Annotated in this window: 25 protein-coding genes and 2 riboswitches; of the genes, 17 read left to right on the top strand and 8 right to left on the bottom strand. The window is 39.5% G+C overall.

What is annotated here, in order from left to right; all coding sequences use genetic code 11:
* Window positions 1-107: 107 nt before the first annotated feature.
* Window positions 108-437 (bottom strand): DUF6464 family protein, encoded by a 330-nt coding sequence (locus IQ244_RS03250; RefSeq protein WP_193889744.1) that lies wholly within the window; start codon window positions 435-437, stop codon window positions 108-110.
* A gap of 198 nt (window positions 438-635) precedes the next feature.
* On the bottom strand, window positions 636-1,124 hold the full coding sequence (locus IQ244_RS03245; protein ID WP_228058704.1) for a hypothetical protein: 489 nt from the start codon (window positions 1,122-1,124) through the stop codon (window positions 636-638).
* A 128-nt stretch (window positions 1,125-1,252) separates the two neighbouring features.
* Here IQ244_RS03245 and IQ244_RS03240 point away from each other — a divergent pair, with 128 nt between their 5' ends.
* Together IQ244_RS03240 and IQ244_RS03235 are read left to right on the top strand one after the other, a co-directional pair.
* On the top strand, window positions 1,253-2,806 hold the full coding sequence (locus IQ244_RS03240) for an FAD-dependent oxidoreductase (protein WP_193889740.1): 1,554 nt from the start codon (window positions 1,253-1,255) through the stop codon (window positions 2,804-2,806).
* Window positions 2,807-2,828: 22 nt separating this feature from the next.
* Entirely contained in the window at window positions 2,829-3,533 is a 705-nt protein-coding gene (locus IQ244_RS03235; protein ID WP_193889998.1) for an actin-binding WH2 domain-containing protein, read from the top strand.
* 288 nt (window positions 3,534-3,821) lie between these two features.
* Here IQ244_RS03235 and IQ244_RS03230 read toward each other — a convergent pair whose 3' ends face one another.
* Entirely contained in the window at window positions 3,822-4,508 is a 687-nt protein-coding gene (locus IQ244_RS03230) for an ATP-dependent Zn protease (protein WP_193889738.1), read from the bottom strand.
* Between the two features lie 153 nt (window positions 4,509-4,661).
* Between IQ244_RS03230 and IQ244_RS03225 the strand changes: the two genes are divergently transcribed.
* The 4 genes from IQ244_RS03225 to rnc all read left to right on the top strand — a co-directional run bounded on the left by IQ244_RS03225 (window position 4,662) and on the right by rnc (window position 7,271).
* Window positions 4,662-5,099: a secondary thiamine-phosphate synthase enzyme YjbQ gene (locus IQ244_RS03225; RefSeq protein ID WP_193889736.1), complete on the top strand. Its 438-nt coding sequence runs from the start codon at window positions 4,662-4,664 to the stop codon at window positions 5,097-5,099.
* 126 nt (window positions 5,100-5,225) lie between these two features.
* Complete coding sequence (locus IQ244_RS03220; RefSeq protein WP_193889734.1) at window positions 5,226-5,807, top strand: Uma2 family endonuclease; 582 nt, start codon at window positions 5,226-5,228, stop codon at window positions 5,805-5,807.
* Between the two features lie 397 nt (window positions 5,808-6,204).
* Entirely contained in the window at window positions 6,205-6,435 is a 231-nt protein-coding gene (locus IQ244_RS03215; RefSeq protein WP_193889732.1) for an HNH endonuclease, read from the top strand.
* A 107-nt stretch (window positions 6,436-6,542) separates the two neighbouring features.
* Window positions 6,543-7,271, top strand: coding sequence for a ribonuclease III (gene rnc / locus IQ244_RS03210; RefSeq protein ID WP_193889723.1), 729 nt, complete (start codon window positions 6,543-6,545; stop codon window positions 7,269-7,271).
* 15 nt (window positions 7,272-7,286) lie between these two features.
* On the opposite strand, the gene IQ244_RS03205 is transcribed toward rnc, so the two are convergent.
* The gene (locus tag IQ244_RS03205) at window positions 7,287-7,739 is read right to left on the bottom strand and encodes a hypothetical protein (protein ID WP_193889721.1); all 453 of its coding nucleotides are present in this window, start codon (window positions 7,737-7,739) and stop codon (window positions 7,287-7,289) included.
* A gap of 87 nt (window positions 7,740-7,826) precedes the next feature.
* Window positions 7,827-9,017 carry a sensor histidine kinase gene (locus tag IQ244_RS03200; RefSeq protein ID WP_193889719.1) on the bottom strand — a complete coding sequence of 397 codons (1,191 nt, stop codon included), beginning with the start codon at window positions 9,015-9,017 and terminating at the stop codon, window positions 7,827-7,829.
* A gap of 327 nt (window positions 9,018-9,344) precedes the next feature.
* Window positions 9,345-9,554, top strand: a riboswitch (cyclic di-AMP (ydaO/yuaA leader).
* A 96-nt stretch (window positions 9,555-9,650) separates the two neighbouring features.
* On the opposite strand from IQ244_RS03200, the gene ntrB reads away from it, so the two are divergent.
* From ntrB to IQ244_RS03185, 3 genes are all read left to right on the top strand, one after another.
* On the top strand, window positions 9,651-10,502 hold the full coding sequence (gene ntrB, locus IQ244_RS03195; RefSeq protein WP_193889717.1) for a nitrate ABC transporter permease: 852 nt from the start codon (window positions 9,651-9,653) through the stop codon (window positions 10,500-10,502).
* Between the two features lie 256 nt (window positions 10,503-10,758).
* On the top strand, window positions 10,759-12,201 hold the full coding sequence (locus IQ244_RS03190) for an ABC transporter substrate-binding protein (RefSeq protein ID WP_193889715.1): 1,443 nt from the start codon (window positions 10,759-10,761) through the stop codon (window positions 12,199-12,201).
* 54 nt (window positions 12,202-12,255) lie between these two features.
* Window positions 12,256-13,095, top strand: coding sequence for an ABC transporter ATP-binding protein (locus IQ244_RS03185; RefSeq protein WP_193889713.1), 840 nt, complete (start codon window positions 12,256-12,258; stop codon window positions 13,093-13,095).
* 17 nt (window positions 13,096-13,112) lie between these two features.
* A riboswitch (cyclic di-AMP (ydaO/yuaA leader) is annotated at window positions 13,113-13,249 on the top strand.
* Here the strand turns inward: IQ244_RS03185 and IQ244_RS32325 are convergent.
* A complete protein-coding gene (locus IQ244_RS32325; protein ID WP_228058702.1) occupies window positions 13,219-13,362 on the bottom strand; it encodes a hypothetical protein in 144 nt (47 codons plus the stop codon). It overlaps the preceding riboswitch by 31 nt.
* A gap of 92 nt (window positions 13,363-13,454) precedes the next feature.
* On the opposite strand from IQ244_RS32325, the gene IQ244_RS03180 reads away from it, so the two are divergent.
* The 7 genes from IQ244_RS03180 (at window position 13,455) to IQ244_RS03150 (ending at window position 20,345) form a co-directional block, all read left to right on the top strand.
* A complete protein-coding gene (locus IQ244_RS03180; RefSeq protein ID WP_193889996.1) occupies window positions 13,455-14,078 on the top strand; it encodes a universal stress protein in 624 nt (207 codons plus the stop codon).
* Between the two features lie 114 nt (window positions 14,079-14,192).
* On the top strand, window positions 14,193-15,530 hold the full coding sequence (locus IQ244_RS03175) for an ArsB/NhaD family transporter (RefSeq protein ID WP_193889711.1): 1,338 nt from the start codon (window positions 14,193-14,195) through the stop codon (window positions 15,528-15,530).
* A 155-nt stretch (window positions 15,531-15,685) separates the two neighbouring features.
* The gene (locus tag IQ244_RS03170; RefSeq protein ID WP_193889709.1) at window positions 15,686-16,294 is read left to right on the top strand and encodes a hypothetical protein; all 609 of its coding nucleotides are present in this window, start codon (window positions 15,686-15,688) and stop codon (window positions 16,292-16,294) included.
* A gap of 201 nt (window positions 16,295-16,495) precedes the next feature.
* Window positions 16,496-18,280 (top strand): OmpA family protein, encoded by a 1,785-nt coding sequence (locus IQ244_RS03165; protein WP_193889707.1) that lies wholly within the window; start codon window positions 16,496-16,498, stop codon window positions 18,278-18,280.
* Window positions 18,281-18,282: 2 nt separating this feature from the next.
* On the top strand, window positions 18,283-18,780 hold the full coding sequence (locus IQ244_RS03160) for a Rab family GTPase (RefSeq protein WP_193889705.1): 498 nt from the start codon (window positions 18,283-18,285) through the stop codon (window positions 18,778-18,780).
* On the top strand, window positions 18,781-19,194 hold the full coding sequence (locus tag IQ244_RS03155; protein ID WP_193889703.1) for a hypothetical protein: 414 nt from the start codon (window positions 18,781-18,783) through the stop codon (window positions 19,192-19,194).
* Between the two features lie 26 nt (window positions 19,195-19,220).
* A complete protein-coding gene (locus IQ244_RS03150; RefSeq protein WP_193889701.1) occupies window positions 19,221-20,345 on the top strand; it encodes a sensor histidine kinase in 1,125 nt (374 codons plus the stop codon).
* Between the two features lie 68 nt (window positions 20,346-20,413).
* Here the strand turns inward: IQ244_RS03150 and IQ244_RS03145 are convergent, their stop codons facing one another.
* The gene (locus tag IQ244_RS03145) at window positions 20,414-20,626 is read right to left on the bottom strand and encodes a high light inducible protein (RefSeq protein WP_193889686.1); all 213 of its coding nucleotides are present in this window, start codon (window positions 20,624-20,626) and stop codon (window positions 20,414-20,416) included.
* Window positions 20,627-20,671: 45 nt separating this feature from the next.
* On the bottom strand, window positions 20,672-20,875 hold the full coding sequence (locus IQ244_RS03140; RefSeq protein WP_193889684.1) for a high light inducible protein: 204 nt from the start codon (window positions 20,873-20,875) through the stop codon (window positions 20,672-20,674).
* 517 nt (window positions 20,876-21,392) lie between these two features.
* On the opposite strand from IQ244_RS03140, the gene IQ244_RS03135 reads away from it, so the two are divergent.
* Window positions 21,393-24,512 (top strand): MFS transporter, encoded by a 3,120-nt coding sequence (locus IQ244_RS03135; protein ID WP_193889682.1) that lies wholly within the window; start codon window positions 21,393-21,395, stop codon window positions 24,510-24,512.
* The last annotated feature ends 65 nt before the right edge of the window (window positions 24,513-24,577 follow it).

Below are 24,577 nucleotides of genomic sequence, written 5' to 3'. Positions count from 1 at the left end.
TTCTCGTCTGCACAAGACTTATAGTGTTTTTTAGCAATTTTTCTTCTCTAAGCTAAAATTCTCAATACTTAATTTTTGATGATTAGCCAAGTGACAATTTTTCAACTTTAGGCTTGTTCGCTACTAGTGAATTCTTTTTGCTCATAGTAACGACAACCTTGACAGGGGCCACAGGGGTTCACAGCACAACGGATATAGCCAGAACGGGCATTAAATTTGCAGCTAATGTCACCAATCAGATAGCCTACCCCTTCCAAGTAGTAGCGATCGCCATCTATCGGCCTGATATTTTGTCTACCCCTTGTCCCAGCAAAACTCATGGCTGCTTGTCTCAGCTGCGCCCTTGTCCGTAAGTGGGTTTTACGGATTAACCACAAAGAAAACAGGGACGGTAAAAAACCAACGGCAATCACTAAAAGTGTCTTGATATTTAACACCTTCTTTTTACCCCTTTTATGCGCTGATTGATCGTCCCAGAGATGACATTCTAGTGGTTGCCAGAATGCAACTATGAGGGCGTTTTGCTAGATTGCAGCATTGTGGCATCCAGTACTTGGCAAAAAAGTACCAGTGCCACTTCAATCAGCATAACTGTTACAACCGATAGGGCGTACTACAATTTAATTTTCATAACTTTAAGATTTGTTGATTAGCGCCCCCAAGAACAAAACTTTTGTCTCAGTATCAGCCTTTTCTGGGTTTTTTCTGTGTCGCTGTGCAGCCAATCTTCTATTTTTATTTTGCTGTCTCAGTTTCTGTGCTAATAATGCCGCTTCTCTCTCGGCTCGGAATAAATCAACTTTTCGGGTTGTCAGAATTAAAAAATCATCTGACTTTTGTTTAACGTAGGGAATACTAACTGTGAAATATTTGCAAACGCTTTTACGTGATTTAGCATTTCCCGGCAAATAATTTCTTTGACTGTTGATAGCACTGACGATCGCTTTTAACTCTAGAATCTCAGCTTCTAACTCTGCGGCCATTTGATTAATAGTTTGGGCTTGCGCCACTAAACGCTCCCAGCCACTGATAATCTTTTCCTGTTGTGGCTGTAGGGGGATAATTGCAGACTCTGGTGAAGGGCGGAAGATGGAACTTTGGCTACTGTGTTCGATTTTTTTCATACTTCCTCTGCTAATATTACTGAGCTTGTTAGGCATTGTAGCAGCATTTTAGTACAAATGTACCAAATAATTAGAGAATTCCGCAAAGATACGATCATTAAGTAGGAACTCTGTAGGAATTCATGATTATGTCTAGTTCACTAACTGAAGAAATTTTGTCTCAACTTCCTGGTGATGCGTTGCGTGGGTTACGTCGCACTGATGACATCCTGACATCCATCAGAGAAAATACTGCACTAATCCCAACGGTAGTTCAGGAAAGTCAGCAAGATTTAGAGAATGTAGAATGGGATGCGATTATTTGTGGCGGTACTTTAGGCATTTTAATTGGTTGCGCTTTAGCAGTACGCGGGTTACGGGTGGCGTTAATTGAGCGGGGAATATTAAAAGGAAGAGAACAGGAATGGAATATTTCGCGCCCAGAATTAGCAGTATTTTTGCAATTAAACTTGCTGACTCATGAAGAATTAGAAACAGCGATCGCTACTCAATATAATCCAGCTAGAGTCAGTTTTCACGGTGGCACAGAAGTTTGGGTCGAAAATGTTCTTAATATTGGTGTAGATCCTGTATATCTACTCGCAACATTAAAAACCAAATTCCTCGCAGCTGGCGGAAAGTTATTAGAAAATACACCGTTTATTGAGGCAGTTGTTCACCCAAATGGCGTGATAGTCAATCAGCAATTTTCTGCTAAATTGCTCCTCGATGCAATGGGACATCTTTCTCCCATCACCCAACAAGCACGCCAAGGCAAAAAACTAGATGCTTTGTGTTTAGTTGTGGGAAGTTGCGCCCAAGGTTTTCCGGAAAATCAATCGGGCGATTTGTTGTTATCCTTTACATCCTTGCAGAATCAGTGCCAATACTTCTGGGAAGCGTTCCCAGCCAAAGACGGTAGAACCACTTATTTATTTACCTACATGGATGCCCATCCACAACGCTTGAGTTTAGAAAATTTATTTGAGGAGTATCTCCGCCTGCTGCCAAAATATCAGGGGGTGGAGTTGTCTCAATTGCAATTTCGACGGGCGTTATTTGGTTTCTTTCCTACTTACCGCGATAGCCCACTCAAAACACCTTGGAATCGGATTTTACCAGTGGGAGATAGTAGTGGTAGTCAATCACCTTTAAGTTTTGGTGGTTTTGGCGCAATGGTGCGTCATTTGCAGCGTTTAACTTTTGGGGTGGAAGCTGCACTACAAACCAATCAATTATCTGCAAAATATTTGGCGCTATTGCAACCATATCAACCAAATCTCAGTGTGACTTGGTTATTTCAAAAAGCTATGAGTGTGGGTGTAAATCAAAATATCCAGCCAGAGCAAATTAATCAGTTGCTTTCGGCAGTATTTGACGAAATGCAAAAGCTAGGTAATCCCGTCCTCAAGCCATTTTTACAAGATGTAGTGCAGTTTTCGGCATTAACACAAACATTAATTAAAACTGGATTATCTCATCCAAAATTAGTTGCTAAGATAATTCCCCAAGTTGGTTTAGTTAACTTGCTTGATTGGCTGTTGCATTATGGAAATTTAGGTGTTTACACTGCCTTGTTTAATCTTAGTCCAGTGTTAGAAACATGGATTAAGAGTCAACCAAATCAACAGCAATATTACTGGCATCGTTTAGTAGATGCCTGGAAGTATGGTTCTGGTGCTGATTACTGTGATGAAAGTTAAATAATATGTGTGTGAGGATAACATAATGGAACGGAAATCTAGCAGTATTAAATATTTTGCTGTGTTAATTGGCTTACTGCGCGATCGCCAAGGTTTTTTAGAAGAAGTACGTCAAGGAGTTAGAATCCCCAGTAAGATAATTTCTTTGCTGGTTTGTAGTTCTATTTTTATTGCCATTTATGGGGGAATTATTGGATCTTCTCATAGTTGGATGCAGGCTATTTCTTCGGCTGTAAAACTACCAGCCCTCTATTTAATTACCTTGCTAATTTGTCTCCCGACGCTGTTTTTCTCTAATATTATCTTTGGTTCTAAACGGACTTTTGGACAGCATTTTATTTTAGTACTGACAGCCGTTGCAGTCACCAGCGTTCTGTTATTTAGTTTTGCACCCATCACTCTCTTTTTCTTGCTCACCACCAATAACTATCAATTTATCCTCGTATTGAATGTATTAATCTTTGCCATCACTGGATTTATTGGTATTTCCGCTTTATACCAAGCAGCAAATATAGTTATAGAACAAGAAGATGATGGTAGTAAAACTCGCAAGCGAATCTTACAATCTTGGCTGCTTCTTTATGCTTTTGTGGGTAGCCAATTAGGTTGGACTCTTAGACCGTTTTTTGGTTCACCCATGCAACCCTTTCAACTGTTCCGCGAAAGAGAAGGTAATTTCTATTTAGGTGTAATGAAAGCTATTGGCTATCTTTTAGGATTAAATTAATAGTTGATAGCAGAAGTCAGAAGCCAAAATTCAGAATCAAAACATTCCCTGTAGAGACTTTATATATATAGCGTTTCCGACTCTAGTGAGGTACAAAATTACCCCTCCCCAACCCTCCCCTTGGCAAGGGGAGGGTTGGGGAGGGGTGTATTTCATGTGCTTGGGAATTGCTATAACGTCTCTATTTTGATTTTTATTTTGTACTAGTTAGTACAGGTTGGCGTAAATAAACAGACTATCGGGAATTGCTAAAAGACTTGTGGTATTACGATTCTTTCTTTTTCCTTTTTACTTTTGCCTTGTTGTACTAGCGATCGCACTTTGGCATTCTTCCACAGAAGCACGTTGTTGCATGGCTTGAACTAAGGCTTCATAACTAGACCAATTTTCTTCTAAGAGAGTTTTTGCTTGGAGAATGTGAAACCGCTGTTTTTGCTGAAAAGCTGACTCTGAAAAACCGACGATTTTTAATACTCCTGCTAACTTAGCCTTATCATCACCGCCACCTTCGGCGCGATCAAATACCAAAGCTTCCGCCGCCAAACCAGCCATCCACATTGTGCAGTAACGATCTAGCATTTGGGCGCTAATGGAACCTTTTTCTAGTTGTGCAGCTAACTCAACGTCATTAAACGCTACACCACCTTGTCCCGGTTGTCCTTTTCTCCAAGCTTCCCAGGCGCTGAGAGTGTAGCCAGTTACGGGAATACCCAGCAAAGAAGCTGCTAAAAAATGCCCCGCTTCATGACGGATAATGCGATCGCGGTGTTCACTCGAAAATCCCGCAATCCAATCTACTAGAATAGTTCCACCCTTACCTTGCAAGCTAAAACTGTCTAAGGTGGCGATTCCTAAGATAGTGAAAGTGGCGAGTGCTGGTATTGTCGGCGATAAATTAATGAATGGCCCCAGCAATACCGAAAAAGTCATCAGAAAGATTGATATAGCTACTAAATTTAGGGCTGTTTGGCTCATTTTGAGTTTTTAACCATAGCTTAATCTTTCTTAATTATGAGGCGATCGCTCCATTTTTGAGTAGGATTTCTTTTAGTCTGCATAGATGGACTTGGTTTTTATCGCTGCGACTTTCAGTCATTCAGTATGTGAACATTATCTTAATTCCCCAAAATGCCCATAATTCATCAATTAATCGAAATCGCCACTGAACCAGGAATTAATATTCACAACATCACCCCGCACATCAAAGATTTAATTGCTAAAACATCAATTAAAAACGGACAAGTTCTAGTTTTTTCGCGCCACACCACTACAGCCTTAGCTATCAATGAAAATGAAGTCAGATTATTAGAAGATATCAAAGTATTCTTCAGCAAACTAGCACCAGAATCAGACCGTTATTTACATAATGATTTGCATTTACGAGATGTTCCAGAAGATGAACCAATGAACGCCCATTCTCATCTACTAGCAATGATGTTAAATACCAGTGAAGTAATTCCTATTGTGGATGGTGATTTAGCTTTAGGTACTTGGCAAGCTGTACTATTTTTTGAATTAGATGGGCCACGCCAAAGAACTATATCTGTGCAGATTTCCGGCGAGTGAAATCAAGATAAGAGAAATTGTATAGAGTGCGATCGCTCAAAACAAACCGTAGTTAGTTGTTTTAAATTCTTTTAAAATAATGGTTACAGCAATCAAGAAGTTATATTTCTATTGGATGTAAAATTTATGACCATAACTCAAGCTAAACGCTTCACTCTGGATGAATACCACAAACTTACAGAATTAGGCTTTTTTCACGAAGATGACCACATTGAATTAATTTACGGGGAAATTATTCAAATGGCCTCAAAAGGTACTGCTCATTCCACTTGTTTAAGAAACTTATTGCGAGAACTACCAAAATTAGTAGAAGAAAGAGCTACTTTACAGTGTCAAGATCCAATTTTCATTCCATCGAATAGCCAACCAGAACCTGATTTTACCATTGTTAAAAATCGCTCTGATAATTATCTATCGGCGCACCCTAGTCCTGATGATGTTTTGTTAGTGATGGAAGTAGCAGATTCTTCTTTAGGTTATGACCGAGATGTGAAAATTCCTCTTTATGCTCAAGCTGGCATTTCAGATTATTGGATATTTAATTTGTTCGATAATCATTTGGAGTGTTACAGCGAACCTTATCAAGATAATCATGATAAATATGGTTATTTAAATAGGCGAATCGTTTTACCTAATCAAGTAGTAGCGTTACCCTGTTTCCCTGATTTGTCGCTAGAGTTAAGCAAGGTATTTCTGCCAAAAAGTTAATTTTTTTAAATTGATTCATAAAAAATAACAAGTAAATACTTGACATTCCTACAATTATACGTTTATAGTTTTTGCAACGCAGTCTAGGATTTATCCTTTAAACTTAAAAAGGTCAAACTGATAGTTTTGGAAAAACGAAAGCCCATTAGGTGGGCGTAGCTTTAGATTTTGTTACGCCTTCCTTGTGGATAGTTGTTAATGTATATCCTAACTTTTGAAGCGATTACATTTCTACTCATCAAGAGTGGAATAAATTCAATTTTTGTGATGTGGATATTCTCGAAAGAGTGTTGCTTACTAGAAATTTAATTGTATGAAATTTCTAGAATGAGAAATACTTGATTTACCAAAGCTGCGGAGTAAGCACAAATCAAGAATCTACAGAAAAATGGGCAGAATGAATTCTCAACGTAAACGCCGCAAGAGACAGCAAATTAGAGAAAGAGATGGAGATTGCTGCCATTGGTGTAATCGGTATCTTTGGGAATATGAAATGACTTTAGATCATTTAACTCCTCTTCGTTGGGGTGGAGATCACTCGAATAATAATCTCGTTATTGCTTGTTTTCGTTGCAATAATTTTCGCGGAGATAGTTTCAGTCCTCCTTCCTATTTAGGTTTTGTTTAGGGAACTTTTTGAAAGGTTCTCCCTAATTTAGAAATACTTCTTGTGAGTGGGCTAATACTTGCCCACCTTTTCACTTAATTCGATTTACAAACGCCAGAAATATAAAAATGCACGAATTTTTGAACTTCTTAAAAGGAAAAGACTTAACAGGAAAAGACTTAACAGGAAAAGACCGGTTACTTTCAGATCAAGCACTTACCCATCGTTCTTATGTGAATGAACACCCAGAAAAAGAACATAATGAACGCTTAGAATTTCTTGGTGATGCTATACTCAACTTCTTAAGTGGTGAATATCTTTATCATAAATACAAGAAAAAAGGAGAGGATGAATTAACACGGTTGCGTTCTGCATTAGTAGATGAAAAGCAATTAGCTAAATTTGCTCTTGATGTAGGGATAAAAAAGGAAATGCGTTTAGGACAAGGTGCAATTCGAGATGGTGGTCATGACAATCATAACTTACTTAGTAGTGCTTTTGAAGCTGTATTTGGTGCTTATTTTATATATAAAAACCGTGATATTGAAGCAGTACGACCTATTGTTGAAAAACTGTTTGACTCTGTACCTGAACCAACTATTGTATCTCGCTCGAATGTAGACTCAAAAAATCGCTTGCAGGAATGGGTACATAGCCGAAATATTACCACTCCTCCCAAGTATGAAACATCTCCTGAACCTGATCTTCCAGATCATGCACCAGAATTTAGAGCTAAAGTATTTGTTGAAGGATACAAGGCACCACTTGGAATAGGCACAGGACGCAACAAAAAAGAAGCTGAAAAAGATGCTGCTGAAAAAGCACTAGCTAAGTTGAAGCAAGAAGGTAAGTTGTAGAGATTTATCTAACTTCTAAGATTGATAAGATGTTAGCCTTGGTTGTGGTTTATGACTTTTTGGTTGTGCTTTCATCCATTGAAAAGACACAAGGTTTAATAACAAACCGATGAGGAATAAAATCACCATCAAGGTTATCTGATACCACAGAATTGGCTGCACAAATAAATCTGCCACAAGATGAAGCAAATTCATAACGCTATAAAACACAGTCAATGCAAAATGCAACACGCGATCGCGCTTAGAATTAGCAAAAGAAGTGCTAATTATTGCGAACATTGGGATGACAAAAAATCCCAGCATTAGCCACATAATGATAGAAATATCGCTGAGTTGTGAGGCGTGTTGTGATTCGGCTACTGATAAGCCGTGAAATAGTGGCATTAATCCTAGTTGAGTGTGAAACAATATCCCTAGGAGAAATGCTGTCCAAAGTGCGATGATTCTTTCTCTGTAATTAACCATCATCAAGCCTCACAAGTCCCTGTTATGATTGTCCAGTTTTTAATTTAGGCAAAAAATCTGAGGAACTTGTGAAGGATGTAATTAGTTCTGTCAGATATTGATTTTTAAGGGGAAAGTGACAGTAAAGGTGGAACCAACGCCTAGCTGAGATTTGAGATTAATTTCACCTTGAAGTAATTTTACTAACCGAGAAACGATCGCCAGCCCTAATCCTGTACTATCGGGGAAGTAGGCGCGATCGCTTTTATTTACACGATAATAGGGTTCAAATACCCGTTCTTGGTTTTCTGGCGCTATCCCAATTCCTGTATCAGCAACGGTAAATAACCAGCTATCGCCATCTAAGGTTTGACATACTATCGTTACCGTACCTGACTCTGTATAGCGAATCGCATTACTGACAAGATTGCTAATAATTTGTTGTAATTGAAACTCATCTGTTAGCACTTTTTGGGGACAGCGATCGCACTCTACAATAATTTGTAAATCTTTCTCTTCTGCTAAAGGCTCTAACATTTCACACACATTAATTACCAATTCTTGAACATTGGTGGGTGAAACTTTTAGCTGTACTTTACCCGCATCATATCTGGATACTTCTAATACATCATTAATTAAGCGCAATAAGTGTCTACCATTACGTAATACACGCTCAATATGTTCTAAATTAGTATAGGTATCTTTTATGTCAGAGTTACGTTTTTGTTGTCTTAAAAATAAATCAGAATAGCCAATAATCGATGTTAGGGGATGTTTTAGTTCGTGGGCTAGTTGGGAAAATGTGTCTTGATTGGCATTAATTAAGCGTGAGAGTTCTTCATTATGCAGAGTTAATGATAAATGTAGATGCTTTAATTCTCGCAAACGCTCATCAACATAACTCTTAAAACATCGCGCGATCGCTTCATCTATGACAGCATCAATTAAACGCATATAGCGCACAATTTCCGCTGGACTTCCTTGTAATAAATCCGCCTCTAAAGTATCAAATATTACTATTCGCAACAGACGATATTCTCTCGCAATTTCTGTCGGATCAAACCCCTGTTCCGCCCGGAGTAACCCATGCTGCCAACTGGCTGTGAGTATGGACTTGATATCACTAACCTGAGTTTCTGCAAGTACACTAATCATTGCTTGAAAAATATCAGGAATATGATTCTTAATCGCTGTGTAAGACAAGTCATCAGCACTTTCAATCTGCCTATCTTGACGGACTGCTGCTATCCATTTCTCGATGATACTGTTAGTATTTTCAGCCAGCAAGAGACTAAAATCCATTACGTTAAATTTTGTATAGATTTAGTTAAGTAATTTTGATCTAGAACTAGTTTATCGAGAACAGAGTTTTTTGTGCAAACTTAACGGAATAATTCAACTACATCAAGAAAGAGATCACCTAATCATAGAGATAGATTTTACCTATTAGTTTTGAGTTTTTTGTAAATCTGGCTATCAGTACTAATCAAGCGCAAGGCTGCATCTGTGTTACGCGCTATTACTAACCCAAACGGTGCCTAAGTTAGGTTGCATCAACAAATAGAATCTATCCTCAGAAGTTGTTTTTACTAGACAGCAATGTTATATTTCGCTATATTATTGACAATTCGAGTAAGTCAGCCTAATTCAGCGCGTCAAATTACGCAAACGCTGAAGCGGAGGAACCAAATTTTGGGGCGTATCTCATAGAAAGGTTAAGTAAAAAGTACAGAGTGATTAATAATTCAACTCAGCACTCATTACTCAGCACTTGTAAGAGAGGGGCATCTCTCAGCCCTAGCCCGTCAGCTAACTTCGTAGGCATTGAGAGGAGACTGAAGAGATAGCATTTTGATAATGTTTTGATCTCATCAGTGTCCAAGGCTGGTACTGCTCATATTTTTGTACCTGTACTAAAACCTGTTGGGGTTAAAGATGATATTACAATTAAATTTAGCAGCGATCGCGGCGATCGCCGGTAAAGCTGTATGGCAAAAAACGAAGCCCGTCATCATTAAGGATGTCGTCTTTTTACCAATCTTAGGTTTTTTAGGAATTATCTTGCTGTGGTGGGTGGTTGCTTTAATTAACGATGAATTAATGCCCACGCCACCAGAAGCTTTAATTGCCAATTTAGACTATATTTTGCATCCGTTTTATCAACGCGGGCCGGGTAACTTGGGTATTGGCTGGCTGTTAATTGCGAGTCTCCGCCGCGTTTTGATTGGTTTTTTGTTAGGTGCAGTCGTCGCCATTCCCTTGGGCTTTCTCATTGGGATGTCTAAGCCAGCAATGTTAGCCCTCAACCCCATCATTCAGATATTTAAACCCGTGTCGCCCTTGGCTTGGTTGCCAATTGCTTTATCAATCTTCAATTTGGCAGATCCCTCCGCAATTTTCGTCATTTTCATCACCTCCTTGTGGCCGACAATTATCAACACAGCCCTCGGAGTTGCCAGCGTTCCCAAAGATTATATAGATGTGGCACAGGTGTTAGAAATGCCACGCTGGCGCAGAATCACCAAAATTATTTGGCCTGCTAGTTTGCCTTATATCTTCACAGGCTTGCGAATTAGTTTAGGAATAGCTTGGTTAGTTATCGTCGCCGTCGAAATGCTGACGGGTGGTATTGGTATCGGCTTCTTTGTTTGGGATGAATGGAGTCGCTTAAATCTCAGTTCAGTATTCTTGGCTGTATTTGTCATTGGTGTCACTGGACTAATTCTCGATTTCGCCGTGGGTAAACTCCAAGAATTAGTAACTCATCGCCCAACAACAGCGAAATAACAGAATTCAGCAGCAATCAATACATAAAGTAAGGATGTTCAAAACCCCTCTCCAAACCTCTCACGCCAGTCGCCTCAAGTCGGCAAAGCCGCCCACGGCGCTGGCTCCCCCACGGTGGGAGAGGCTTTGAAAACCTGATTCTTTCTATAAACTACAAATATTTTTTGCCCCTCTCCGCATCGGAGAGGGGTTGGGGAGAGGTTTATCCAACTGACGTTAATTTACCTCTGCGCGAACCTAATCTGGAGCTACAAAAATGGATGATAATATCTGGACTAGAAGAGACTTTCTCTTAGGGATTGGCACAACAACAGCCGGAATTGCTTTATCATCCTGTGGAATTTCCGCTGATAGATCTGCATCAGGACTGACAGAAGAAGCCTTAGCCGTTCAACCCGTAGTCAAATCTCAAGACTTAGAAAAACCGGATATTACCGTTGGTTACGTTCCTGTTAATGATTGTGCGCCATTTGCGATCGCCTGGAAAAAAGGTTTCTTTCGCAAGTATGGCTTAAACGTCAAACTCAACCGAGAAGCTAGTTGGGCAACTTCCCGCGATGGTCTAATTTTTGGTCGTTTAGATGCTTCCCCCGTCGTATCGGGTGCTGTCACCAACGCCAGAATTGGGGCGGAAGGCGCACGCCACGCACCCTTATGTGCAGCTATGACCATTCACCGCCACGGTAACGCTATGACGATGAACAAAGCTATGTGGGATTTTGGCTTGCGTCCGTGGTATGAGTATCAACAACAATATGGTGACGGCGCATTAGCAGCCTTTGGTAAAGATTTCCGCGCCTACTTTGACAAACAACCAGCCGAAAATAAAGTTTGGGCAGTAGTTCTGAGTTCCGCGATTTACGAATACTTCGTGCGTTACATATCTGCGGCGGCTGGTGTTGATCCTCTCAAAGAATTTCGCGTCATTATCGTCCCGCCTCCCCAAATGGTGACAAACGTGCGAATTGGGGCAATGCAAGCTTATATGGTAGCCGAACCTTGGAATACTAGAGCCATTACAGGTAACGAAAACATTGGCTTTACCTTCGCCCAAGGCAAAGAAGTTTGGTTAGGACACCCAGATAGATTATTAGGTGTGATGGAACCCTTCATCGACAAATATCCCAAAACTTATCGTTCTCTGGTAAAGGCGATGATTGAAGCTTGCCAATATTGCAGCAAACCAGAAAATCGCCAAGAAGTCGCCGAACTACTTACCGACCGTTCCTTTACAGGTGCGAGACCGAAAAAACAGGGCGCACCAATTACCAAATTTACAGCCCCAGGCATTTTAGGAAGTTACAACTATGGTGGCTTTGATGGCAAAGACCGCACCATCGCATCTGCTGATACCACCATCTTCTACGATATTCCCGACAACTTACCCAAAGAACCAAACGAACACTCAACATTTATGTGGCAGTCAAGAAGTATTTGGTTAATGACGCAAGCTGCTAGATGGGGACAAATCAAAGAATTTCCTAAGGATTCCGAGGAATTAGCCGCACAAGGTTGGAGAACAGATTTATATCGAGAGATAACCTCTGAAATGGGCATTGAGTGTCCCAAGGATGATTATAAAGTCGAACCACCAGAAGTATTTATAGACAAAAAACCTTTTGATCCTAGCAACCCAGTAGGTTATCTCAATAGTTTTGAAATTAGAGCAAATTCTCCCACGCGTTTTTTCATGTCGTAAGTATCAACTCCCAATATTGACTAACAAATAGTTAAAAGTTTTTAGGAGCCTTTGATGACTAAATATACACATACATCAATCAATACTGATCAACAAGTTCTGTCTCGTAATAACTTCTTAGAAATTGAAAATTTAGTCAAGTCATATCCGACACCAGATAAAGGTAATTTTGTGGTTTTGGATGGTGTTAATCTCAGCATTGGTGAAGATGAATTTATTTCCGTAATTGGTCATTCTGGTTGTGGTAAATCAACTCTGTTAAAAATTGTTGCCGGGTTAGAAACAGCAACTTCTGGTTCAGTGCGGCTAGATGGCAAAGAAATCCGCAAGCCTGGTGCAGAAAGGATGATGGTATTTCAAAATTACTCTTTATTACCTTGGTTAACCGTCAGAGAAAACATCCGTTTAGCCGTAGATGAAGTGTTAAAAAATGCAAATCGCGCTGAAAAAATTAGCATTGTTAACGAACACTTGTCAATGGTAAACTTAACCCCGGCAGCCGATAAGTATCCTGATGAAATCTCTGGAGGGATGAAACAACGAGTAGGCATTGCCAGGGCTTTAGCAATTCGTCCAAAAATGTTGCTGATGGATGAACCTTTTGGAGCCTTAGACGCATTAACTAGAGGTAAATTACAAAGGCAAGTATTAGATATTTGGGAAAATAATCGCCAAGCCGTGATGATGATTACTCACGATGTTGATGAAGCTATTTATATGAGCGATCGCATCGTTTTAATGACTAATGGCCCAGCAGCTAATATCGGGGAAATATTAGAAGTACCTTTCGATCATCCACGCGATAGAGCCGCTATGCGTAATTCCCAAGAATATTTTGAATTGCGTAATTATGCCTTGAATTTTCTGGATAAATACTTCACCCAAAATGAGTAAATTAGTTTATTATTTCTTTTAGCGGGTCGCCTAATTCAAATCAATCAACAATCATGATTTGAAACGGAGGAACCAAATATATGGGGCTAATCTTCAAGAAAGATACCTTCCAGTCTTAGCCCGTCAGCTAACTCCGTCGGCAATGGAAGGAACTCCCAACACTTTGGCTGTAATAGCAGTTGTTATTGGGGTTTCTTTAAAGAAAGGATCAAAAATGAAGCTGAAAGGATCAAGTCTCAAGGATGAAATTACTACTATAAATTTCATACTTCACACTTCATACTTCATACTTCATTCTCCCTGCTTCTCATTCATCATTAGTTCCCTTTAGGAGAAGTGAAACTGTGAACATTAAGCCAATGTTAGTGCGCCTCCAAAGCGCCATAGGTAGAAATGATTTAGTTGAGCAAATGGTATTGATACCAGAGCCAAAAAGACTTTCTTTTACAAACTATCAAACAGCACAATCAATCAACTTAATTGTTGCTTATAACGCTTCACCTAATAGTCATACCGCACTAGATATCGCTTTTTGGATTGCCCATCAAACTCGTTTAGCGACAAATCAGGAAGTTACAGTCCAGGCCGTTTATGTTGTAGAACAAAACCAGGGTGATAAGTATCCAGATAAAATAAATTGGGCAAATTATTTAACCCTCTGTGAATGTGGGGTAAGTGATGTATACCAATCTGCAACATCCGTATTAACTCAACCAAAACTACAAGCACAAATTTTAGCTCCTCTAGAAGAAGCAGATAGAATTCTTTGGCAAGCCCGAAGTTTGGCTGAAGAATGGCAAGGTTCTTTTAAATCGCATTTGCGGTTTGGTGACGTTGCTACAGAATTGACAAAAGTTGTGGAATTAGAGACGGCTAATGTTTTATTTTTGGGATGTAGATCTATTAATCATGCAATTATTCAGAAGCTAGGGTTTAATTTTCCTTGTGCTATTTTAGGCATACCCAATGGCATTGATGAATAACTGCTGTAGCAAATTGCAGTAATTTTTTCTCTGAATAATATTTATGGATAGTCACCTATACTTTAGGTGGCTTTTTCTGTAGTATGCAATTAATCACAAATCAAGAGGGATAACGTGGAAAACTTGCAAGCTCTCCTAAGCATTTTCACATTTTTGGGTGTAATTCTCCTAATTATGACGGAATGGGTACATCTGACTATTGCGGCTTTGTTGGGAGCATTGCTATTAGTTTTCACCAACGTCATGACATTAAAAGAAGCCGTGGGTTATATCGGCAATAGTCATGGAACATTAGGCTTATTCTTTGGTGTGATGGTGCTTGTGCGGGCATTTGAACCGACAAAAATATTTGATTATTTAGCCACTCAAATTGTCATCTTAGCTAAAGGCGACGGCAAACGATTGTTACTAAGTATTGTGGGGATTGTTACCCCTATTTGTGCAGTGTTACCCAATGCTACAACAGTCATGTTATTAGCGCCGCTGATTCCCCCAATGGCGGAAGAAATAGGCATCAATTTTGTACCATTACTAATATTAATGGTATTGATAGCTAATAGTGCTGGTCTATTAACTTTAGTTGGTGATCCTGCTACTTTTATTGTTGGAGATGCTATTAATATCAGTTTTACAGAATATTTATGGCAATTAAGTTTAGGCGGAGTCATTGCAGTTATTACAATTATCGCTACACTACCATTTCTATTTCGCAAAATTTGGCATACTAAACTTGATAATCTTGAAGAACTGCCACATCCCCAAATTAATCATCCACGAGTTTTAATTGTGGGGGCAGTGATTATAGCCTTTGTATTAATATTTTTTGTAATTGGTGAATCTTTACCAATTCCTATTTCGCCGGCGGCTGTGGCTTTATTAGGTGCTGCTTTGGCGTTGTTATTATCTCATCACAGCCGCATTGATACTGTTAATAACATTTTGAGGGATGTCGATTGGAGTACATTAATATTTTTTATGAGTATTTTTGTATTGATTGGCGGGTTAGAAAAAACAGGGGTAATTAATTGTTTATCGGGAGTTTTGGCAACTCTGTTAGGGACAAATATTGTTCTCGGTTCCCTAGTTTTATTGTTCTTGGTGGGGATATTATCTAGCGTCGTACCGAATATTCCCTTGGTGGTAGCGATGGTTCCTTTAATTAAGCAATATCTTGTCACTGTAGGATTAGCACCAGCAGAAGTATTAGCACAAGACTTTCAAGGGCAATTTCCGGCAGAAGTTTTACCTTTGTTTTATGCCATGATGTTTGGTGCAACTTTGGGGGGTAACGGTACACTTGTTGGAGCATCTTCTAATATAGTTGCCGCGGGGATTTCCGAACAGCACGGTCGCCGTATTTCATTTAAAACTTTTCTGCACTACGGTATTCCTGTAATGTTCTTGCAATTGGTAACGTCGGGATTATATGTGTTAGTGCGTTTTCTGATTTAAAAGACACATAAGTCAATAATATATACTCCTTAAGAAGGATGATTTTATTAAAATGTATTTAAATATACTTAGTTGTATGGTTTTGTATAGGCTCTAAATGTAGCATCATAAGTATAAGAACAAAACCAAATTCAGCTTCAAGAAGGATCAAACTTATGAACCCGCCTGAAGAATATATCAATCAGAATGCGTCCGAACTAGGGCTAGGGGGGTCAAATCAAGTCAACAATAAGCTGCAATTTAGTACTAATGGGATTGGCGAAACTAACAGCTTAGATAAAGTCAGAGATATTCTTTTTGGTAGTCAGATACGCGACGTTGACAAAAGATTTGCCCGTTTAGAAGAACGTTTGATTAGTGAACTTGTGAATATGCGAGATGAGACGCGCAAACGTTTAGACGCTTTAGAAAGTTATGTGAGACAAGAGGTTGATTCTTTAACAGAACAGTTAAAAAAAGAGCAACTAGAACGTGATGCAATGATGCGATCGCACTCTGACGAGCAGAAAAATCTTAATCTATCTTTAGAAAATAAAATTGCTCAAGTTGACGAACAAACTACCAACCGTCAACGAGAATTGCGCGAACACATCCTGAATCAATCCAAAAATTTACAGGATGATCTTCAGCAAAAGTATGAAGAGATTTTAACTGTGCTGAAACGCGAAACGCAAGAACTACAAAAAGATAAAACAGACCGTTCTAAGTTGGCAGCCTTGTTTACAGAATTAGCAATTCGCCTGAATACAGATAATAACTCCTGAATTTTCAGATTTTTTTAGTCAATAGAACATCAAGCTAATTTTTTCGCATTATTCCTGAATCATACTTCTTTATTCGGTTCCCTATCAAAGACTATTAATTTAGTAGTAAAACTACACTAGAGAAATTGTAAGTTAATTGTCTTGTTAGTTTATTTAATAAAATGCGACTGTATGTTAATTATAAGTTAGGGGATTTTAGCAATGAATAACTATCCCCGAAATCGAGTATCTCCAGAAGCCGGCAGCAATGGAGAATCTTCTCATTTAGATTCTCTCGATCAAAATGAACTGAATGTACTTCGTAGTGTTCTGCTTGGTGTTGAACCGAACCAACTGAATAAACTCTACGAAAGATTAAACAACCCCCAAATTCAACCAGAGGATATTAGTCGTTTGCTTCCTGAAGCTGTTGTTTTGCGTTCCAAGCAAGATACACAGCTAGTAGAAGCTATGGTTTCTACCGTGGAAGAAGCAATTCAAGCCTCGGTGAAGCAAGACGAAAATGTCCTTTCAGAAGCCTTTTTTCCCATCATCGGGCCAGCTTCCCGAAAAGCGATCGCCACAGTTTTAGATGAGATGATGCAATCGCTGAATCAAACCCTAGAACATAGCTTATCGCTACAAAGTTTTAAGTGGAGGCTAGAAGCGCGACGTACAGGGAAATCATTTACCGAAATTGTCTTGCTGCGGACTTTAGTTTACCGCGTTGAACAAATATTTTTGATTCACAAACAAACGGGTTTATTACTCCACCATGTAATGTTACAGCAAGTAGCCGCTCAAGATCCAGATTTAGTGGCGGCAATGTTGACAGCTATTCAAGATTTTGTCAAAGATTCCTTTAGTGTCCGCCAAGAAGATACATTACACAGTTTGCGATTTGGCGAACTGACAATTTGGATTGAAGCCGGGCCACAAGCAATCATCGCCGGGATTGTTCGCGGTAAACCCCCGCAAGAATTACGTGAAGTTTTTCAAGCAGCAATCGAAAAAATTCATCTCAAACTAGGAATAGAACTACATACTTTTGAGGGAGAAACAGAGCCATTTCAAGCTAGTGAAGCTTATTTAGACAACTGTTTAGCCGTGCAGTATCAGACTTCTTCTAAGAGAAATTATACTTATGCCTGGGCTTTTTTAGGTTTCATAGCGATCGCATCTGGAATTTGGGGCTTTTTGACTATTAGAGAAAACATCCGTTGGCAAACTTATCTTTATAAACTCAACTCTCAGCCAGGAATTGTGGTGGTGAATACTCGCTACTACAACGGGAAACATTTCATTTCAGGAATGCGCGATCCTTTGGCTGTAGATCCCAACACACTTATACAACCTACAAATCTCAACCCTGACACGGTAATTGGTAAGTGGCAATCTTACTTATCTTTAGAACCACAACTAATCACTCAAAGAACAGTCAAACTACTGCAACCACCAAAAACTGTAGTCTTACAAGTTGATCATAACGGCATTCTTTCTGCCACCGGCTATGCACCACAAAAATGGATTTTAGAAGTTCATAAACTATGGCAGTTTATTCCAGGCATAACACAATTTCAAGACAAAAATCTTTTATCAAATGAACTCAGGGAATTAGAGTTAGCTAAGAAGCAAATTGAAGCAACAGTATTTTTATTTGAAGAAGGCAAAGATGTATTAATTTCCGGAGAAAGTAACAAGTTACCCAATTTACGCAAAATTGTGCAGCAGCTTTTAAAGACTGCCAATTCTCTAGATATGAATGTAGAAATTCAAATTAGAGGACACACTGATACGACCGGTACAGAACGACAAAACTTATTTATCAGCAAATCCCGTGCTAATAAAATCTTAGCTAATTTAAATACTCAAGGAATTAACATCAATAAATTTAAACTTTTTGCTGTAGGTTCTAAGCTACCTTACCAGAGTGAATTGAATTTAGAGACTGAACAGCTAAATCGCCGAGTGTCTTTTCAGGTATTAATCATCGATAAAAATAAATAGATATGCTTCAGAAAAAAATTTGTATGGTAGGTGCATTTGCTACAGGTAAAACAAGTTTAGTTTCAAGATTTGTCTCCAGTATTTTTTCGGAAAAATATCATACTACTGTGGGCGTAAAAATTGATAAAAAAATTATAGATTTACAAGGAAATAATGTCAATCTAATTCTTTGGGATCTTTATGGTGAAGACGACTTTCAAAAAGTTCGGATGTCTTACCTTAGAGGTTCATCTGGTTATATATTAGTTGTAGATGGGACTCGGCGACATACTCTCGATAAAGCTTTTGAGCTACAAAACAAAGTAGAAGTAAGTATTGGAAAAGTACCTTTTATTTTGGTATGTAATAAGTGGGATATGACCGATGAATGGGAAATCGAAACTCATGAGCTAGATACCATTCTTCAGAAAGGTTGGACTGCTATTAATACTAGTGCTAAAACTGGACAGGGTGTGGAAGAAGTATTTCAAACTCTTACTAATAAAATCTTAAATGGATAAATGCTAGACATTCCCCATGCTGTGATTTTATATATTCTCAACTTCATTATAGAAGAGCGATCGCTTGCCTATTTATTAGTCAAAAAGGATGGTTGTCTGGTAGCTTGGGGTGGAAAACTATCTGAGTATGGTATTACCAATCTCAGTCAAGAAATATCTGTATGTGAACAAGTTTTTTTCCTAGAAGGTTTACTACCTTTAGATGATTCTCCTTTATTTTTGCCCTTAATTAAAATGGAGGTTGGTATCTGTGCCGATATCCATATTTTTCCCTCAGAGGAAGGTGATTGGATTTTATTCATCAATAGTATTTTAGATGAAAAGCATCTCGCTGTGATGCAACAAGAAGCTAATTATTCCAGCTTGTTACAAGAAAACCCTGATAAATTAATCAATCAGCCCCCTAGAGACTAAATAATTTTATTCTGTACGTTTATTTTATGAGTAAAACTATATTATCTGATTTATTTTTAGCATTAAATATTTTAGTTTTAGAAAAGGTAGATATTGGATTATTTAGATTGACCGCTAAACCACCGAATTGGTTGAGGCGTTTTTGTAGCCAAGAGTTAAAATTCGGCATGAATATGTTAATTCCCCAAGAGGAATTTGCTTTTTTAGAAAATTTTTTGTTTGATGCCGAAGAATTTTGGTCTAACAATAGCATTGGCAAGCTCAGTTCTGGTCTATGGAGTGAAAACAATCTACATGGTTATGAAGAACAGCTTGAAGCGTATGCATTGTGTATAAATGACAGTAAAATGTTATTGATTGAATTATCACAAGATAAATTTCAATATAAGCAAAATTTAATCCAAATAGGGAGAGAACAAGAATTAAATTATCAGCAATTAGTAAAAGATAATCAAAAAAAAGAAGTATTGATAAATTGCATTATTCACGATATAGCAGGGCAACTAAATGCGATCAATTGCTGTTTATCTTTACTAGAATTTGAAAATTTGACAGATAGAGGTAAAGAACATTTAGAAATTGCTAGAAAGCAATCTATCAAACAAGAAATGTTAATTAGAAATATATTAGATGCATTTTCATCTGAGGTGCGATCGCTAGAAACTTTTATAGTAGATATTGAGACGGCTCCCAATATTTTAGTTGCTGTGCAAGAAACTATAGAGCTATTCAACGCTAGTTTTGCCATAACTAATCAGCAGTTACAGCTTGCCACTAACGTTGATATCACAGCCGATTGGAAAGTTGTTGGTGAACAATCACGCTTAGATCGGGTAATCACAAATTTGGTAGAAAATGCTTATCGCCACAGCCCAGAAAATTCTAATGTAACTATTGGCTTGGAAACAGAAGCAGAACATATCGTCTTCACTATCGATGATGAAGGTGAAGGTGTATCACCAGAGATGATAGATAATTTATTTCAAAAGTTTTCCCAAGGTCAAAATAACTCTGGTAGAGGCGGCATAGGTCTTTATTTTTGCCGGATGACCATTCAGCGTTGGGGAGGAGATATTGGTTATTCAGTACGTCAAGAAGGCGGTTCCCGATTTTGGTTCCGCCTTCCCAAGGCTAGAGGTTTAGAGGTGTAAGAGTGTAAGTAAGTAAAACTCTTACCCTCATCTACTATTCCCTGTTTCCTGTAACCTGTTCCCTAGATTTAATAACCAATCAAGTGCAATACATCTCGCAGGACGCTATAACCTGCTAAATCCCACAGTAAATAAGCGAGAAAACCAATCGCTGCTAAACGACCATTCCACAATTCGGCTTGGGGAGTCCAGCCAAACAAAAATTCATTGCGATCGCGGCCATTATACGCATTCGCAACAGCTGGTAAATCAGTAGAGGAACGAGTTTCACGAGTTTCCATGATTTTTCTCCAAAATTACGTCAGCTAGTTTTTCTGAATTTTTCTTTAGTAACCAATTAGGTGTAATACATCGCGTAGGACGCTATAACCTGCTAAATCCCACAATAAATAAGCCACAAAACCAATTGCAGCCAAACGACCATTCCAAATTTCCGCTTGAGGAGTCCAACCAAAAATAAACGCATTGCGATCAATGCCGTTATATTCTGGAGCAACTGTTGGCAAATTTGTGGAGGAGCGAGTTTCCATTTTTTGATTCCCAATTCATTTGTTACTTAACTTAACGTTAGCTATTTATCGCTAGACTGCTTTCTGTCTGTAGATACAAACTCTAGGCACTTCTTGTGGACGATTAAAAAAAAACTCAAAGTGTCAACATATCTATCTTCAGATGGTGATAAAAATCATATTTGTAAATAAATGTAAATTGCTGTTAACTAAAGATTGATAAAGATATGATTAAATCATCGTAATTATTCCAGTTTTAATATATATAAAATAAACATTAAAAATCCAGGAATAATCAGCATTTCACTGCATAAATTCCCTCAATATCACAAAAATTAAACCTTACGGATAATCAAACTTCTACCCGACGCTAGATATATTGTTCAAACTTCAGATGGATGCTGAAATCGCCTAAATTCCAGGATTCTGAGATTTACGAGAGTTAGGTATGGCGATAGTTACAGACATAAATTACATAGTTGCTGCTCACACCATTCTTAAATCCCTCCAAAGTTAAACATTAAAAGAAGGAAATAAAATGATTCAAAGTACGGGAATTATGTTGGGACTCTACAAACCATTATTATGGGTAGCACAAATTTCTGTAGATCCCTCCAGCGTCACGCCAGCGCAGGCATCGGTGCTGACATCCGGCCCACGCTTTTTTGTCGCCTTAATCTCCGGCGTGATTCTCGCTTTTGCTTTTCAACTAGTGCTAACAAACCTCTCTGTTGCAGCGGGTATTTCCTACCTCGGACATTCATCTGATTCCGATTCAAATAATGGAGAAAGTGGCAGTTTAGGCGGAACGATTCGCAAAATTGGCACAGCTGTCGGGATTTGGACACTAGTCACCGTCACGATCGCCTTATTAATCGCTAGTTTCTTAGCAGTAAAATTAAGCTTAGTTATCTTCGATCCCAGACTAGGAGCAATTCTTGGCTTAGTAATTTGGGGCGCATACTTCTTATTACTAGTATGGGTAAGTTCCACTACTGTTGGTTCCTTAATCGGTTCAGTGGTTAATACTGCTACCTCTGGGTTCCAAGCCATTATGGGAACTGCAACCGCCGCCCTTGGCGCTAAAGCCGTAAATCAGCAAGTAGTCGCCACCGCAGAAGCTGCCGCCGCTGCTGTACGTCGGGAATTAGGCAGTGCGATAGACCCCATCAGCATTCGGGAAAATGTCGAAGATTATTTAGAAAAACTGCGTCCCCCTGAACTGGATGTATCAAGAATACGTGGTGAATTTGAAAAATTACTCAACGATCCACAATTAAAAGCGATCTCCGGGAGTCCTGATTTACGCAACATCGATCGCCAAAAATTTATTGATTTAGTCAGCAGTCGGACTGACCTTTCTAAACGCGACGTTAAGCGCATTGCAGATACACTGTATAGCGTTTGGCAACAAACAGTAGGAGAACATCAACCGACTCCAGACCGTTTAGGGGAATTAGTTAACTATCTCAAATCCTTACCCCCAGGACAAACCAAAACAGACGAACTCAACGCCAAACTAGAACAGTTAATCGCCGAAACTCGTTCCTCTAAAGAAACAACCCAAGAAACCGCCCCCGGACTCATTCAGCAGACGTTGCAACAAGGATTCACCGCCCTAACGGGGATTGTTTTGGGACGTACTGATTTGTCAGATATCGATGTCGAAAAAATCTGGCAATCTCTCTCTACTGCTAAAGATAAAGTCACAGAACAAGCAGATAAACTAGGTCTTCCTACCCCATCCCAACCATACAGCCCAATTCGCGCTGATGTTGAGAACTATCTGCATAACACCTATGCTTGGCAATTAAGTCAAGAAAAAATCGCCCAAGAATTCCGCGATGTTATCTATGACCCAGCCGCCGATCCTGGCATCATTAAAAGAGAATTAGAACGGCTTTCGCGCAACGATTTTGTGAATATCCTCCAACAACGGGGATTACTTACCCAAGGCGAAATTCAACGGATTGCCGATCGCCTAGAAGCTGTGCGTCAATCTGTATTAGTCACAGTCACAGCTGAAGAAGAAAAAGAAATTACCCAAGATTTGCAACGGCGAGTCGAAAGTTATCTGTTAGTGACACCAAAATCAGATTTGAATGCTGAAGGAATTGAACGAAATTTTCATTCTGTGTTATCAGACTCCGATGCAGATTTTGAAACTGTGTCACGCCGCCTAGCAGTGATTGACCGTGAGGAAATGCGGAAAATCCTCCTAGAACGCAACGATGTGCAAGTATACGAAGTTGAACCAATTTTAGATGAATTAGAAAAACAGCGCGATCGCGTTTTAATTGAAGCGCAAGGTATCGCCGAACAGGCAAAATATCAAGCAGAAACCCTGTGGTTGAATGTTGAATCATATCTGCGTAACACAGGCAAAGCCGAATTAAATCCTGATGCTATTCGCGCCGACCTCAAGCGATTATTAGAAGACCCCCAAGCTGGGATGAGTGCTATTCAAACGAGATTGTCTCGCTTTGACCGTGATACCTTAGTACAGTTGTTAAGTCAGCGCCAAGACCTCAACGAAGACCAAGTTAATGACATTATTAATGTTGTTGAAGATTCTTGGCACAGTCTTCGCCATGCACCGCAAGCAGTAGCAGATAAGGCGAAACAGCAATATGATTCTGTAACAACTACAATTACAGACTATCTGCGGAACACGGGGAAAGCAGAACTCAACCCCGAAGGAATTCAACGAGATTTAAATCGGTTGTTTGACAACCCCAAAGAAGGTGCAGTAGCCCTGCGGCGGCGGTTATCTCAGGTAGACCGAGATACCTTAGTCAAATTGTTGAGTCAACGTCAAGACTTGAGTGAAGAACAAGTCAACCAAGTGATTGACTCTGTGCAAACATCCATCCGCAACTTTGTGCGTGCGCCACGCCGTCTAGCGACGCGTACACAACAAAGAATGGATACATTCAAAGCTTATCTAGAAGAATATCTGCGCCAAACTGGCAAAGAAGAACTCAACCCCGAAGGCATTAAACGGGACTTGCAATTATTGTTGCATGATCCACGGGTAGGGGTGGAAAGTTTGAGCGATCGCTTGGCTCATTTTGACCGTTCCACCATCATCGCTTTGCTCAAGATTCGGGAAGATATGAGCGATGAAGAAGCCGCCAAAATTGCCGATAATATTGTCTCGGTACGGGAGCAATTTGTCGAGCAAGTGCGGGGTATTCAACGACGGATACAAGATGTCGTTGATGGAGTTTTTGGTCGTATCCGCAACTATCTCAACTCCTTAGATCGTCCAGAACTTAATTACGATGGAGTTAAGCGCGATGTACGGCAGTTATTTGACGATCCCCAGGCCGGATTTGATGCCTTGCGCGATCGCTTATCTGCATTCAACCGTGATACCCTAGTTTCCATCATGAGTTCCCGTGAGGATATTTCTGAGGAAGATGCCAATCGGATTATTGATCAAGTAGAACGCGCCCGTAACACAGTCTTGCAACGTGCTGAACGCCTGCAACACGAAGCCCAACGCCGCCTCGAAGAAGTCAAACATCAAGCCCAACGCCAAGCCGAAGAAACCCGCAAAGCCGCAGCCTCAGCCGCTTGGTGGTTATTTGCCACAGCCGTCGTTTCTGCTATTTTCGCCGCAGTTGGTGGGGCGATCGCTGTTGTATTTGTTTAGGCTAAACAGTTGTCTCCGCTAAAATTTCAGCCTCCCAATATTGGGAGGCTTTTTTATGGGAAAAA

Origin of the sequence: Nostoc sp. LEGE 06077, from assembly GCF_015207705.1 — a bacterium.
Taxonomy (GTDB): domain Bacteria; phylum Cyanobacteriota; class Cyanobacteriia; order Cyanobacteriales; family Nostocaceae; genus Nostoc_B.
Note: the sequence above shows the minus strand (reverse complement) of the source record. Positions and strands in the feature narration are given on the sequence as shown.

What these genes read in the sequence shown, in the direction of transcription:
- IQ244_RS03245 (WP_228058704.1), bottom strand. Translation starts at nt 1,124, where the DNA reads ATGAAAAAAATCGAACACAGTAGCCAAAGTTCCATCTTCCGCCCTTCA.
- IQ244_RS03240 (WP_193889740.1), top strand. Translation starts at nt 1,253, where the DNA reads ATGTCTAGTTCACTAACTGAAGAAATTTTGTCTCAACTTCCTGGTGAT.
- IQ244_RS03230 (WP_193889738.1), bottom strand. Translation starts at nt 4,508, where the DNA reads ATGAGCCAAACAGCCCTAAATTTAGTAGCTATATCAATCTTTCTGATG.
- IQ244_RS03225 (WP_193889736.1), top strand. Translation starts at nt 4,662, where the DNA reads ATGCCCATAATTCATCAATTAATCGAAATCGCCACTGAACCAGGAATT.
- IQ244_RS03220 (WP_193889734.1), top strand. Translation starts at nt 5,226, where the DNA reads ATGACCATAACTCAAGCTAAACGCTTCACTCTGGATGAATACCACAAA.
- IQ244_RS03215 (WP_193889732.1), top strand. Translation starts at nt 6,205, where the DNA reads ATGAATTCTCAACGTAAACGCCGCAAGAGACAGCAAATTAGAGAAAGA.
- rnc (WP_193889723.1), top strand. Translation starts at nt 6,543, where the DNA reads ATGCACGAATTTTTGAACTTCTTAAAAGGAAAAGACTTAACAGGAAAA.
- IQ244_RS03205 (WP_193889721.1), bottom strand. Translation starts at nt 7,739, where the DNA reads ATGATGGTTAATTACAGAGAAAGAATCATCGCACTTTGGACAGCATTT.
- IQ244_RS03200 (WP_193889719.1), bottom strand. Translation starts at nt 9,017, where the DNA reads ATGGATTTTAGTCTCTTGCTGGCTGAAAATACTAACAGTATCATCGAG.
- ntrB (WP_193889717.1), top strand. Translation starts at nt 9,651, where the DNA reads ATGATATTACAATTAAATTTAGCAGCGATCGCGGCGATCGCCGGTAAA.
- IQ244_RS03190 (WP_193889715.1), top strand. Translation starts at nt 10,759, where the DNA reads ATGGATGATAATATCTGGACTAGAAGAGACTTTCTCTTAGGGATTGGC.
- IQ244_RS03185 (WP_193889713.1), top strand. Translation starts at nt 12,256, where the DNA reads ATGACTAAATATACACATACATCAATCAATACTGATCAACAAGTTCTG.
- IQ244_RS32325 (WP_228058702.1), bottom strand. Translation starts at nt 13,362, where the DNA reads ATGAAATTTATAGTAGTAATTTCATCCTTGAGACTTGATCCTTTCAGC.
- IQ244_RS03180 (WP_193889996.1), top strand. Translation starts at nt 13,455, where the DNA reads ATGTTAGTGCGCCTCCAAAGCGCCATAGGTAGAAATGATTTAGTTGAG.
- IQ244_RS03170 (WP_193889709.1), top strand. Translation starts at nt 15,686, where the DNA reads ATGAACCCGCCTGAAGAATATATCAATCAGAATGCGTCCGAACTAGGG.
- IQ244_RS03165 (WP_193889707.1), top strand. Translation starts at nt 16,496, where the DNA reads ATGAATAACTATCCCCGAAATCGAGTATCTCCAGAAGCCGGCAGCAAT.
- IQ244_RS03160 (WP_193889705.1), top strand. Translation starts at nt 18,283, where the DNA reads ATGCTTCAGAAAAAAATTTGTATGGTAGGTGCATTTGCTACAGGTAAA.
- IQ244_RS03155 (WP_193889703.1), top strand. Translation starts at nt 18,781, where the DNA reads ATGCTAGACATTCCCCATGCTGTGATTTTATATATTCTCAACTTCATT.
- IQ244_RS03150 (WP_193889701.1), top strand. Translation starts at nt 19,221, where the DNA reads ATGAGTAAAACTATATTATCTGATTTATTTTTAGCATTAAATATTTTA.
- IQ244_RS03145 (WP_193889686.1), bottom strand. Translation starts at nt 20,626, where the DNA reads ATGGAAACTCGTGAAACTCGTTCCTCTACTGATTTACCAGCTGTTGCG.
- IQ244_RS03140 (WP_193889684.1), bottom strand. Translation starts at nt 20,875, where the DNA reads ATGGAAACTCGCTCCTCCACAAATTTGCCAACAGTTGCTCCAGAATAT.
- IQ244_RS03135 (WP_193889682.1), top strand. Translation starts at nt 21,393, where the DNA reads ATGATTCAAAGTACGGGAATTATGTTGGGACTCTACAAACCATTATTA.